This window comes from Massilia sp. Root418 (genome assembly GCF_001425265.1).
Taxonomy (GTDB): Bacteria; Pseudomonadota; Gammaproteobacteria; order Burkholderiales; family Burkholderiaceae_D; genus Rugamonas.
Window position 1 is genome coordinate 151,532 of record NZ_LMEC01000025.1, and the last position, 11,996, is coordinate 163,527.

The following is an 11,996-nucleotide window of genomic DNA, read 5'->3' on the forward strand; positions in this document are numbered from 1 at the left end:
AGGCCAGGCAGCGCCTTAGCCCCGCGCCCCGCGCACCTTCACGCCGAAGGTCTTGCTGAACCAGTCGTCCACCATCTGCTTCTCGAAGCGCAGCGACTCGTTGGACGTGGCCAGGCGCGCGCGGTCCATATAGTTCATGTCGGACAGCTTGGCTTCGCCGCTGTTGAGCACCTTGCCGCCCTCTTCCAGGCGGTAGCGCAGTTCCATGCGCGGCCAGTCGGCCATGCCGCGCATGACGCGGATTTCGTTGGCGCCGCGGCGGGCAAAGTCGATGCGCCCGGCCAGATCCAGGTCGGTTATTTCCACTTTCAGTTCCTGCCCGGCGGGCAGCAGCTTGCCCAGCTCGGCGAAGTGCGAGCTCAGGTCTTCCAGCACGCGCTCGCGGTCTACCGGCGAGAACGGCATGTCGACGAATTTATCGGCTTCGATATAGGTGACGGTGGCGCCGGCCAGGGCGCCGCCGCTGGCCAGCGCGGCCAGGCTCGCCAGCACGGCGGCGGCGGCGGTATGACGTAGTGCACGCATGATGATCCTTTCAAATAGAGCATAGCGGATCGTGTCAATATACTCCGTTTGCCAGCCCTTGCCCCGCCTTGAAATGATTTCTTACGAATAATACAAAAGGGCGGCGCCATCGCTGGCGCCGCCCTTGCCGCAGCAGTATTCCCGCCCTGTTAAACCTTAGCTGCCGATGCGGCCGCCGTCATTCTTGGTGATGACGATGGTGGCCGAACGCGGACGCTTGCCGGCGCCGTAGCCGACGCTGGCAGGCCACTGGCTGGTGTACTTGCTCGGGTCGGCCAGGTTGGCCTGGGCCGTGCCTTCGCCCGGGTGCTGGATGTTGACGAACAGCGCCTTGCCGTCCGGCGTTTCGCAGATGCCGGTCAGTTCGCAGTCCACCGGGCCCACCAGGAAACGCTTCAGCGTGTCGGCGGTCGGGGTCTTGCCGACGTAGGTGTCCACGGCCAGGGTGGCGCCGGCCGTGGTCGGGTAGCTCAGGGTAACTTTCTTGCCGTCGCCCACCTGGCCCGGCAGGCCGGCCAGCATCATGCAGTTGGTCACGTCGGTGTAGGCGCCGTCGTCGGTCTGGATCCAGCAGATGCCGGTGGATGGGCTGAAGGCCAGGCCGTCCGGGCTGGAGAAGTCCTGGTCCGAGGTCAGGTTCGACAGGTTGACCTTGCCTGCATCCGCGCCGCTTTCGGCGCCGAACAGGTAGACGTCCCAGCTGAAGCTCAGCGCGGTGGAGCCGGCCAGCGCTTCCTTCAGGCGCAGGATGTGGCCGTTCGGGTTGCCGTTCTGGGCGCTGGTGCCCTTCATGTCGGTGTAGGCGCGCGGGTTGGCGCTGTCCGGCGCCAGGGCCGACGAGCCGCTCGGCGTGGCGCTACGGTTGCTGTTGTTGGTCAGCGAGAAGTACACCTCGCCGTTGGCCGGGTTCACCGAGCACCATTCCGGACGGTCCATCTTGGTGGCGCCCACCGCGTCGCCAGCCAGGCGGGCGTTGACCAGCACGTCGGCCTGGTCGGCGAATTTGTAGCCGGCGTAGGCGGCGATCAGCGGGTTGCTGATGGACAGCTCGATCCAGCTGCCGGAACCGTCGGCGGCGAACTTGGCCACGTACAGCTTGCCCGAGTCCAGGTATTTGTCGCCGGTGGCCAGCAGGTCGGCCGGGGTGGCGTCGGCCGCGTTCCACACGGCGGTGGAAACGAATTTGTAGATGTACTCGTTGCGCGAATCGTCGCCCATGTAGACTGCCAGCGCCTGGCCGGCCACCACTTTGCCGAAGGCTGCGCTCTCGTGCGCGTAACGGCCCAGCGCGGTGCGCTTCTTGACCGCCTTGGTCTTGTTGTACGGATCGGCTTCCACGATGTAGCCCATGCCGTTCATTTCGTTGCGGTAGTCGTCGCTGCCGTCCACGGACGCGCCCAGCTTGCTGATGTTCCAGCGGCCGTACTTGTCGTCGGCGCCGCCGCTTTCCCAGCCGTGGCGCGACGCGGCACCCTGGCTGCGGCCGTAGCGGTTCAGCGAGGCCACGCTCTTGTCATTGCCGCGCGCGGCATTGTCGGCCGCGCCGCGCACGAAGTAGCCGGACCAGTTCTCTTCACCGGACACGAAGCTGCCCCACGGGGTCTTGCCGGTGCCGCAGTTGTTCAGGGTGCCGCGGGTCTTGGTGGCGTCCTTGGAGTACTTGGTCACCAGCAGGGCGTTGCCGCGCGCCGGGCCGGAAATCTCGCACTCGGTCAGGCAGGTGACGCGGCGGTTGAAGGCCGAGTCCTTGACGTATTCCCACTTGCCGCCGGCCTTGCGCACTTCGACCATGGACAGGCCGTGCAGCGCGGTTTCGCGGTCGATTTCAGCGGCCGGGCGCGGCAGCGTGTTGGTGCCGCCGTTGGCGTGGATGAAGAAGGACGACAGCTGCTGGTTGGTGGTGGCTTCATGGTTGACTGCCAGGATGCCGCGGTCCACCGCGCTGGCGGACGCCTTGCCGTCGGCGCCCAGGCCGAAGAATTCCATGCCGTCGTGGTGGTCGCCGGCGCGGTTTTCAAAGTCGGCGTCGGTGCCGTCGTTCTTGAAGGCGGTGGCGGTGGCGGTCAGCGGATCGCCCAGCGCGTACAGCACGCTGGCGGTGTAGCCGGCCGGCACGGTGACCACGTCTGCCAGGCTCTTGGCCACGGCGGTGAAGCTGAGCAGCTTTTCAGCGGGCGGCGGCGGGATCACCGGGTCCGGCACGGTGGGCGAGACGATGTTGTCGCCGCCGCAGGCGCTCAGGCCCATCGAACCGAGCACCACGGTTGCGGCGCTGGCGGCGCCGCCGCGCAGCAGGTTGCGGCGGCTGATGCGCTGCTCCAGCACGGTGCTGAAATGCTCGTTCGGGGTGTCGTTATAGCCGATGTCGTCTGGATCGATGGAAGCTGGCACGCGGTCTTTGCTGTTCATGGTTCTTGTCTTGTAAGAGTGGAGGGGCTGAGACGCCGCCATTCTATGCAAGGAAAATGACAACATTGTGACGTCGTATTGTGCGTTCGCGCACGGCGCGCGCGGCAGCCCCGGGCGCACACTGCGCTATCGCACTGCGGAGGCCCCATGCCGGAAGGTCCATCCATTGTCATCCTCAAGCAAGAAGCGGCCGCATTCACCGGCCGCACCATCGCCGCCGCCGGCGGCAACAGCAAGGCGGTGGACTACGCCCGCCTGGTGGGCCAGCCCGTGGTGGCGCTGCGCAGCTGGGGCAAGCACTTCCTGATCGAACTGCCCGAGCTGGTGCTGAAGATCCATTTCCTGTTGTTCGGCAGCTACCGCATCAATGCGCGCAAGGACGCGCCCCCGCGCCTGAGCCTGCAGTTCCAGGGCGGCGGCGAGTTCAATTTCTACGCCTGCTCGGTCAAGCAGCTGGACGGCGGCCCGGGCCGGCTCGACGCGCTGTACGACTGGCGCGCCGACGTGATGGCGGACCAGTGGCGGCCGGCCCTGGCGCTGAAGAAGCTGCGCGCCGCGCCCGCCATGCTGGCGTGCGACGCCTTGCTGGACCAGGATATTTTTTCGGGCGTGGGCAACATCATCAAAAACGAAGTGCTGTTCCGCTTGCGCATCCATCCGCTGTCCGAAGTGGGCGCGCTACCGGTCGCCAAGCTGCGGGCGCTTGTCAAACAGGCGCGCGAATACAGTTTCGAATTCCTGGCCTGGAAGCAGGCCTACGTGCTCAAGCAGCATTGGCTGGTGCACACGAAGAAAATGTGTCCACGTTGCAAAATCCCTTTAAGCAAAGGCTATCTGGGGCAAAGCAGGCGCCGCAGCTTTCATTGTGAAAGCTGCCAAAAACTGTACAAAAATACACCACGCGCGCCGGATTGTTGTTAAGCTTGCGTGTAATGTTTATTGCCAGTTGTTAATCTGCTGGCGGTGGGACTACAATCAAAAGAGTGCGCCTAAAAATTGCGCATACAAGTGTCTATTTGCGGAAATACGCCTTATGTCTTTTCTGTCCACATCCGCGCCCAAACTGGCGCCCTGGAAAGTCCTGCTGGTTGATGATGAACCTGATATCCACGACGTCACCAAGCTGACGCTGAGCCGCTTCCGCCTGGACGGCCGCGCCCTGAGCTTCGTGCACGCCTACAGCGGCGCCGAAGCGAAGGAAGTGCTGGCGCGCGAGCAGGACATCGCGCTGGTCTTCCTGGACGTGGTGATGGAGCAGGAAGACAGCGGCCTGGAAGTGGCGCGCTGGATGCGCCAGGAGCTGGACAACCAGTTCACCCGCATCGTGCTGCGCACCGGCCAGCCGGGCCAGGCGCCGGAAGAGCGCGTGATCGTCAATTACGACATCAACGACTACAAGGAAAAGACCGAGCTCGACCGCACCAAGCTGTTCACCACCACCTTTGCCGCGCTGCGCGCCTACCGCGACATCATGAAGGTGGAGGAAGCGCGCATTGCGCAGCTGAACTACCGCGAGGGCCTGGAGCGCGTGATAGCTGCCTCGGCCCACATCTTCCAGCAGCGCAACCTGAAAGACTTCGCCAACGGCCTGCTGCAGCAGGTGGTGGCGCTGCTGCGCCTGGAAAACAGCATGCTGCTGCGCCTGCGCGCGGCCACCGCCATCAGCGGCGAGAACCAATACGAAATCCTGGCCAAGATCGGCGACGAGGAAAACATCCTCACGCCCGAGCTGCTGGCCCAGCTGGACGACGCCAAGAGCAACCGCATCTCCAAGGTGCAGGGCGACACCTATGTCGGCTACTTCCCCAACAGCAGCGGCAAGGCGTCGCTGCTGGTGCTCAAGGGCGTGGAGGAAATCTCCGACATCGACACCAAGCTGCTGGAAGTGTTCTGCTCGGGCGTGGCGATCGCCTTCGACAACATCCTGCTGACGCAGGAAATCACCGACACCCAGGCCGAGCTGATCCTGCGCCTGGGCGACGTGGTGGAATCGCGCTCGAACGAAGCGGGCAACCACGTGCGGCGCATGTCCGAGGTGTGCCACCTGCTGGCGGTGGCGGCCGGCCTGCCGGACGAGGAAGTGGCCGTGCTGCGCCACGCCGCGCCGATGCACGACATCGGCAAGATCGCCACGCCGGACGCGGTGCTGCTCAAGCCGGGCAAACTCGACGCGGCCGAGTGGGAAATCATGAAGCAGCACCCGGCGGTGGGCCTGTCCATCCTGGACGGCTCGCAGCGGCCGATCCTGAAGGCGGCCGCCGTGATCGCGCACCAGCACCACGAGAAATTCGACGGCAGCGGCTACCCGCAGGGCCTGCGCGGCGACAACATCCACCTGTACGCGCGCATCGTGGCCGTGGCCGACGTGTTCGACGCGCTGATGCACAAGCGCTGCTACAAGGACGCCTGGCCGGTGGACCAGGTCGTGGCCCACCTGCGCGAAGTGGCCGGCCACCACCTGGACCCGGTCTACGTCGAGCACCTGATCAACAACATCGACAAGGCGCTGGCCATCAACGAACGCTTCCCCGACTGAACCGGGGGCAAAAAAAAACCGGCGGACGCCGGTTTTTTTTCGCCGGCCCGGACTCAGGCTTGCTGCTTGCCGTGCTGCACGCGCGGGAAGCGCAGGTTGTAGTGCAGGCCCATGTTGGGGGCGCTCACCACCTTCACCGTACCGCCCAGCGGCCCGGTCACCAGGTTGTACAGGATGTGCGCGCCCAGGCCGCTGCCGCCGGAGCCGCGCTTGGTGGTGAAGAAGGGGTCGAACAGCTGGCTCAGGGTGCCCTGGTCCATGCCGATGCCGTCGTCGCTGTAGTCGAACTGCACGTGCTCGCCCTCCACCCGGCCACGGATCTTGATCGAGCCGGACTGCCCCTCGCCGAAGCCGTGCACCAGCGAATTGACCACCATGTTGGTGACGATCTGCGACACGGCGCCCGGGAAGCTTTCCATCTGGATGTCCGGCGGGCAGTCCACCTCCACCGCGATCGGCTTGCCCTTGAGCTTGGGCTGCAGCGACAGCAGCACTTCGTCCAGGTATTTGCGCAGGTTGAAGCTGCGCACATTGTCGGAGGACTGGTCCACCGCCACCTGCTTGAAGCTGCGCACCAGCGCGGCCGCGCGCTGGGTGTTGGTGGTCATGATGCGCAGCGACTGGTCGACAATGTCGAAGAACTGGTTCAGCCCCTCCTCGTCCAGCGCCCCGCTGGCCAGGTCTTCCTTGGTCAGCTTCAGTTCCTGCACCAGGTGGCTGGTGGCGGTCACGCAGATGCCCAGCGGGGTGTTGATTTCGTGCGCCACGCCGGCCACCAGGCGGCCCAGCGAGGCCAGCTTCTCCTGCCTTACCAGCTCGCCCTGCGCCGCCTGCAGCTGCGTCAGCGCCGTGTTCAGCGCCGCGTTCTGCTCTTCCAGCGCACTCTTGGCGCGCCGGATGGCGCGGTCGGCCTGCAGGCGCGAGATCACCACCGCCACGTGGCTGGCCATGAAGGCCAGCACGTCCAGGTCGGACTGCGAATAAATCATGTCCTCGTCGTAGCTTTGCACCACCAGCACGCCGTAGGCATAGTCGTTCAGCAGGATGGGCGCCCCCATCCAGCTGGTGATCTCTTCATTGCCCAGCGGCCGCTCCACTTCGCCGGACGCCATCAGCGCCAGGTAGCCCTCGCGGTCCAGCAGTACCGGCTGGCGCTGCTTGAGGATGTAGGAGGTCATGCCCACGCCGTAGGAGAAGCTGGTGCATGGCGCCGCCGGATCCTTCTCGTCGACGAAGTACGGCACCGTGATCTCGTTGTTGCTGGGGTGGTAGAGCGCGATCAGGAAATTGCGCACCGTCAGCACCTCGCTGATGGCCTGGTGCAGGCGCTGGTACATGGTGGTGCGGTCCCATGCGCCGCCCGACAGGCTGGCGATCTCGTACAGTGCGCGCTGCAGGTTTTCCGCGCGGCGGCGCTCGGCCACCTCGTATTCCAGCGCGGCGGTGCGTTCGTGCACGGCGCGCTCCAGGCGGTCCATGCTCTGCAGGCCTTGCAGGGCGCTGGAGACGTGGCTGGCGATCAGCTGGAACAGCGCCTGGTCTTCCTCGTTGAAGGTGTGCTGCTTGTCGTAGCTCTGGATCACCATGGCGCCCAGCACCTGCTGGTTGTGGTCCACCAGCGGGCAGCCCATCCAGTGCTCGGCGGTGGTGCCCAGCCCCCAGCTGCTGCCGTCCACGCCGCGCGAATTGTGCTCCTCGGCCGTCATGATCAGGCGCTGCCGGTTCAGGATCACCCAGGCGGTCGGCGACTGCTCCGGCGAGGCCAGCTCCACCACTTCACTGCTGTCCGGTGCCTCATCCACCTCGTCCACGAAATAGACGAAGCGCACCGAGTTGGGACGGCCCTCGTCGCTCAGCGCGACATAGAAGTTGGCCGCATACATGATGCGGCCCAGCGCCTCGTGCACCGCCTGCACGAACTCGGCAATGTCGGTGCAAGTGCTCGATTTCTGCCCGATTTCGAGCAGGATGCTTTGTACGGCTTCCAGGCGGCTGAGACGGCTTTCCATCGATTTTTCCTATGTGCAAGTCAGCACAGGAATGGTAACAGTTCAGGCTGGCCGGCGGTAGCCGCTTTCTATCCACGCTGTGGCGCTTGCCACACTGAGTTTGAAGGTCGGCAGCGCGCGCACCTGGGCCAGCTCGTCGCCATAGGGGTCGAAGGCGGTCAGGGTGGCGTAGGGCTCGTCCTCGTCCGGCGTGATGTCGAAGTTGACGGTGATGTAGGCCGCGCCCTCGGTGTTCACGCGCACGCTCTTGTGCAGCTGCGCGTGCAGCTGCTGCTCGTGGCGGCGCAGCACCTCGTTGGCGGTCTTGACCAGGGTGTTGAAGGCGTTGACGTCGAGTGGCTTGGGATTTTTCTTGTCGCGGCCCATGGTCCAGGGGCCCACCAGCGCCGGCTCCGGCTCGCCGTCCTTGATCATGGCCACGGCCCAGCCTTCGTCTTCGTCATTCTTGATCACGCGCGCGGTCCAGCCATTGGCTTGCCACAGGCGGTCTTCCTGCACCAGGGTGTCCTGCTCGTCGTCGGAAAGGAGAATATCGTCAGTCATGGGCGCTCGCTTTACTGGATATATATACAGTTAAAAACCGTATCATATCGCAATTTACGTCTTGCGCGGAACTGTTGTCGAATTGCGCACCATCAGTTCCGGCTTCAGGCGGATTTCCATCTGCCCGTCCCCGGCCCCGCCTTCCGCCCCTTCCGCCCGCAAGCGGCGCAGCACCAGCTGGGCCGCCTGCACGCCCATGGCGTGGTGGCCGATGCGGATGGTCGTCAGCGGCGGATTCACCATGTCCACGAAGGGCATGTCGTTGTGGCCCACCACCGACACGTCCTCCGGGCAGCGCAGGCCGCGCTCGCGCAGCGCGTCGTAGCAGCCCAGCGCCAGCAGGTCGTTGCCGGCCAGGATGGCGGTGGCCTGCGGATAGCGCGCCAGCGCGCCCAGGCAGCCGGCGCGGCCTGCCTCGCGGGTGTAGGCGCTGCAGTCGAACAGCCACATGTCCTCGCGCGCCACGCCGTGCGCGGCCAGCGCCAGTTCGTAGCCCTCGCGCCGCAGGTGGCCGGTGGACAGCGTCTGCGGCCCCACCAGGTGCACGATGTGGCGGTGGCCCAGCGCCAGCAGGTGCTCCACCGCCAGCCGCATGCCCGCGTACTCGTCGTTCACCACGCTGGACACGCGGCCCCGGTCCTCGCTGCGGTTCACCGTCACCAGCGCCACGCCGGCTTCCAGGCAGTGCGTGACAATCGGATCGTCGCGCGTGGCGGTGGCCAGGATCAGGGCGTCCACCTGGCGCGCCAGCAGCTGGTCCACCACGAAGCGCTGCTGTTCCGGGTCTTCGCCGGCATTGGTCACCAGGGCCACGTAGCCGTGCTTGCGCAGCTCGTCCTCGATGCCCAGCACGATGGGCGGAAACACCGGGTTGGTGATATCGGGCAGTATCACGCCGACGATGTTGGAGCGCCGCGTGCGCAGCGCCGCCGCCATCTTGTTGGGCCGGTAGCCGTGCCTGGCTGCCTCCTTCAGCACGCGCTGGGCCACCTCCTCGCCCACCATGTGCCGGGTTTCCGGGTCCATCACGCGGCCCACCGTGGAGGTGTGCACGCCCAGGATTGCCGCCAGGCCCTTGAGCGTCATCTTTTTCTGCTGCATAGGCTGTTCCGCACCTTCCGCTAATCGATGTCGTATTTTCGCACGCCGGGGCTGCCCAGCGTAAACGGCGCAATTAATGCGAACGTTCGCAAATATTTTTCAGATGTTCTTGATTTGGCCGCTTGTTCTGCTAACATCAAGCCAATGCGAACGTTCGCATAACTATTCCAGCATGGAGGAGACAGCCAGTGGACATGAATACCGCCAACATCATCGACGGCGAGGCATCCGTCACCGCCGTGGCGCACGCCGCCATGGCCCGCACGCCCGATCCCCGGCTGCGCCAGCTGGTGGCCGCCTTTGTCGACCACATGCACGCGCTGATACGGGAAGTGGACCTGACCGAAGCAGAATTCGACACGGTGCTCAAGTTCGTCACCGACATCGGCCAGCAGACCAACGACGTGCACAACGAGGTGGTGCTGGCGGCCGACGTGCTGGGCATCTCGACCCTGGTCGCGCTGCGCAACAATCCGCAAAACCAGGGCCAGAGCGCGGCCGCCCTGCTCGGCCCCTTCTGGCGCGCGGCCGCGCCGCTGTGCGCCAACGGCGACTCGATTGCGCGCGGCGACACGCCCGGCACGCCCATGCACGTGTACGGCCAGGTGCGCGGCGTGGACGGCCAGCCCATCTGCGGCGCCAAGGTCGACGTGTGGCAGGCCTCGCCGGCCGGCCTGTACGAAAACCAGGACGCGCAGCAGCCCGAGATGAACCTGCGCGGCTATTTCATGACCGGCGAGGATGGCCGCTACAGCTTCCGCACCGTGCGGCCGGCCGGCTATCCGGTCCCCACCCATGGCGCGGTGGGCGTGCTGCTGCGGCTGCAGGAGCGGCACTGCATGCGGCCCGCGCACGTGCACTTCATGGTCTCCCACCCGCGCTGCAAGACGCTGATCACCCAGGTCTTCGCCGACGACTGCGACCACCTCGGCAGCGACGTCTCCTTCGGCGTGACCAAGCCGCTGGTGGGGCAGTTCGTGCGCCACGCGGCCGATCCGGCGGCCGGGGCCGGCGAGTACTACACCCTCAATTACGACTTCGTGCTGGAGCCGGGCGAGAGCTGCTTCCCCGAAGCGCCCATCAAATAAAGGACTACGCATGCCCACATCATCCCTTCCACTCGCCGGCCAGGTGGCTGTCATCGCCGGCGGCGCGGGCGCCATCGGCTACGCCAGCGCGCAGCGCCTGGCCGCCCGGGGCGCGCGCGTCGTGCTGCTCGGCCGCGCCGGCGGCGACGCGCACGCCAAGGCCGCCTCGCTGCCCGCCGTGCCGCGCGCCGGCGGCGCAGGCTCGCCCACCAGTGCGCACGCCGCCGATGGCGCGCACTGCGCCATCGACGCCGACCTGGCCGACAGCGCCGCGCTGGCCCGCGCCGCCGCCGAGGTGCGCGAGCGCTACGGCCGCGCCGACATCCTGGTCAACTCGGCCGGCTTCACCCAGCCGGTGCCGCACGCCGACCTGGACGCGCTGACCGACGACCTGATCGACGCCATCTTCACCGCCAACTGGCGCGCGCCGTTCGCCGCGATCCGTGCCTTCGCGCCGCTGCTGCGCGCTTCCGGCCACGGGCTGGTGGTGAACATCTCCTCCATCGCTGCCAGCACCGGCATCGGCAGCAATGTGGCCTACTGCGCCGCCAAGGCCGGCCTGGATACCATGGCCAATTCCCTGGGCCGCGCGCTGGCGCCGCAGATCCGCGTCATCAACGTCTCGCCCGGCGTGGTGGACAGCCACTTCGTGCCCGGCCGCGACGCCGCCTTCAACGACAAGCAAGCGGCCACCACCCCGCTCAAGCGCATCGGCCAGCCGGACGACATCGCCGCCGCCGTCGAAGCCTGCGCCACCACGCTGTTGTTCGCCACCGGCAGCGTGATCCGCATCGACGGCGGCCGCCATCTCGGCGCGGCCTGAGGAGCGCAGATGAACAAGACCATCATCACCTGCGCCGTCACCGGCAACATCGTCAAGCCGGAGCAGCATCCGGACCTGCCGGTCACGCCGCGCCAGATCGCGCAAGCCTGCCTGGACGCGGCCGACGCCGGCGCCGCCGTGGTCCACATCCACGTGCGCGACCCGCGCAGCGGCCTGCCGTCCATGGAGCTGGACCACTACGCCGAAGTAATGCAGCGCATCCGCGAGCAGAACCGCGACCTGGTGATCAACCTCACCACCGGTCCCGGCGGCCGCTTCATCCCCAGTGCGGACGACCCGCAGGTGGCCGCCCCCGGCAGCACCCTGATGCAGCCGGAAAAGCGCGTGGCCCACATCGCAGCGCTGCGCCCGGACATCGCCACGCTGGACCTCAACACCATGAATTCCGGCGCGGACGTGGTCATCAACACGCCCGCCAACGTGCGCCGCATGGCCAGGGTGATACGCGAGGCGGGCGTGCTGCCGGAGATCGAGATCTTCGATTCGGGCGACCTGCACCTGGCGCGCGACCTGATCGCCGACGGGACCCTGGCCGGGCCGGGCCTGTTCAGCTTTGTGCTGGGCGTGCACTACGGCTTCAACGCCAGCCCGGAAACCATGGCCTATGCGCGCGGCCTGCTGCCGCCCGGCGCAATGTGGACCGGCTTCGGCATCGGCCGCCACGAATTCCCCATGGTGGCGCAAGCCTGGCTGCTGGGCGGGCATGTGCGGGTCGGCTTCGAGGACAACCTCTACATCGCCAAGGGCAAGCTGGCCAGGGACAACGCGGAACTGGTGGCGCGTGCGCGGCTGATCGTCGAATCGCTGGGCGGCGCCGTGGCCAGCGCGGCCGAAGCCCGGACCATGCTGAACCTGCACGGCGGGTTACGCGGCTGCGCCGCTAACCCGCCCTACGCAAACCAGGCAACCCAGGCAAACGGAACTTAGACCTGTAGGGCGGG

General features: G+C 66.4%; 10 protein-coding genes. 5 read left to right on the forward strand and 5 right to left on the reverse strand.

What is annotated here, in order from left to right:
* Window positions 1-15: 15 nt before the first annotated feature.
* Entirely contained in the window at window positions 16-525 is a 510-nt protein-coding gene (locus ASC94_RS27470) for a DUF3016 domain-containing protein (RefSeq protein WP_056403902.1), read from the reverse strand.
* Window positions 526-681: 156 nt separating this feature from the next.
* On the reverse strand, window positions 682-2,934 hold the full coding sequence (locus tag ASC94_RS27475; protein WP_056403905.1) for a PhoX family phosphatase: 2,253 nt from the start codon (window positions 2,932-2,934) through the stop codon (window positions 682-684).
* 147 nt (window positions 2,935-3,081) lie between these two features.
* Between ASC94_RS27475 and ASC94_RS27480 the strand changes: the two genes are divergently transcribed.
* Together ASC94_RS27480 and ASC94_RS27485 are read left to right on the forward strand one after the other, a co-directional pair.
* Window positions 3,082-3,855 (forward strand): DNA-formamidopyrimidine glycosylase family protein, encoded by a 774-nt coding sequence (locus ASC94_RS27480; RefSeq protein WP_056403907.1) that lies wholly within the window; start codon window positions 3,082-3,084, stop codon window positions 3,853-3,855.
* Window positions 3,856-3,967: 112 nt separating this feature from the next.
* Window positions 3,968-5,470 carry a response regulator gene (locus tag ASC94_RS27485; RefSeq protein ID WP_056403911.1) on the forward strand — a complete coding sequence of 501 codons (1,503 nt, stop codon included), beginning with the start codon at window positions 3,968-3,970 and terminating at the stop codon, window positions 5,468-5,470.
* 53 nt (window positions 5,471-5,523) lie between these two features.
* On the opposite strand, the gene ASC94_RS27490 is transcribed toward ASC94_RS27485, so the two are convergent.
* From ASC94_RS27490 to ASC94_RS27500, 3 genes are read right to left on the reverse strand one after another with little or no spacing between them, the layout of a single operon-like run.
* A complete protein-coding gene (locus ASC94_RS27490) occupies window positions 5,524-7,479 on the reverse strand; it encodes a GAF domain-containing protein (RefSeq protein ID WP_056403913.1) in 1,956 nt (651 codons plus the stop codon).
* A gap of 42 nt (window positions 7,480-7,521) precedes the next feature.
* Window positions 7,522-8,022 (reverse strand): hypothetical protein, encoded by a 501-nt coding sequence (locus tag ASC94_RS27495; RefSeq protein ID WP_056403915.1) that lies wholly within the window; start codon window positions 8,020-8,022, stop codon window positions 7,522-7,524.
* A 54-nt stretch (window positions 8,023-8,076) separates the two neighbouring features.
* Window positions 8,077-9,123 (reverse strand): LacI family DNA-binding transcriptional regulator, encoded by a 1,047-nt coding sequence (locus tag ASC94_RS27500; RefSeq protein WP_056403918.1) that lies wholly within the window; start codon window positions 9,121-9,123, stop codon window positions 8,077-8,079.
* 194 nt (window positions 9,124-9,317) lie between these two features.
* On the opposite strand from ASC94_RS27500, the gene ASC94_RS27505 reads away from it, so the two are divergent.
* The 3 genes from ASC94_RS27505 to ASC94_RS27515 are packed head-to-tail and all read left to right on the forward strand — an operon-like array spanning window position 9,318 to window position 11,982.
* Window positions 9,318-10,211 carry a dioxygenase gene (locus ASC94_RS27505; RefSeq protein WP_056403921.1) on the forward strand — a complete coding sequence of 298 codons (894 nt, stop codon included), beginning with the start codon at window positions 9,318-9,320 and terminating at the stop codon, window positions 10,209-10,211.
* Between the two features lie 10 nt (window positions 10,212-10,221).
* Window positions 10,222-11,034: an SDR family NAD(P)-dependent oxidoreductase gene (locus ASC94_RS27510; protein ID WP_056403924.1), complete on the forward strand. Its 813-nt coding sequence runs from the start codon at window positions 10,222-10,224 to the stop codon at window positions 11,032-11,034.
* Window positions 11,035-11,043: 9 nt separating this feature from the next.
* Window positions 11,044-11,982, forward strand: a complete 939-nt coding sequence (locus tag ASC94_RS27515; RefSeq protein ID WP_082616889.1) for a 3-keto-5-aminohexanoate cleavage protein — start codon at window positions 11,044-11,046, stop codon at window positions 11,980-11,982.
* Window positions 11,983-11,996 lie beyond the last annotated feature (14 nt).

Bases quoted from the DNA above. Each gene is read 5' to 3' on its own strand.
- ASC94_RS27485 (WP_056403911.1), top strand. From the start codon at position 3,968: ATGTCTTTTCTGTCCACATCCGCGCCCAAACTGGCGCCCTGGAAAGTC.
- ASC94_RS27480 (WP_056403907.1), top strand. From the start codon at position 3,082: ATGCCGGAAGGTCCATCCATTGTCATCCTCAAGCAAGAAGCGGCCGCA.
- ASC94_RS27510 (WP_056403924.1), top strand. From the start codon at position 10,222: ATGCCCACATCATCCCTTCCACTCGCCGGCCAGGTGGCTGTCATCGCC.
- ASC94_RS27495 (WP_056403915.1), bottom strand. From the start codon at position 8,022: ATGACTGACGATATTCTCCTTTCCGACGACGAGCAGGACACCCTGGTG.
- ASC94_RS27475 (WP_056403905.1), bottom strand. From the start codon at position 2,934: ATGAACAGCAAAGACCGCGTGCCAGCTTCCATCGATCCAGACGACATC.
- ASC94_RS27490 (WP_056403913.1), bottom strand. From the start codon at position 7,479: ATGGAAAGCCGTCTCAGCCGCCTGGAAGCCGTACAAAGCATCCTGCTC.
- ASC94_RS27500 (WP_056403918.1), bottom strand. From the start codon at position 9,123: ATGCAGCAGAAAAAGATGACGCTCAAGGGCCTGGCGGCAATCCTGGGC.
- ASC94_RS27470 (WP_056403902.1), bottom strand. From the start codon at position 525: ATGCGTGCACTACGTCATACCGCCGCCGCCGCCGTGCTGGCGAGCCTG.
- ASC94_RS27515 (WP_082616889.1), top strand. From the start codon at position 11,044: ATGAACAAGACCATCATCACCTGCGCCGTCACCGGCAACATCGTCAAG.
- ASC94_RS27505 (WP_056403921.1), top strand. From the start codon at position 9,318: ATGAATACCGCCAACATCATCGACGGCGAGGCATCCGTCACCGCCGTG.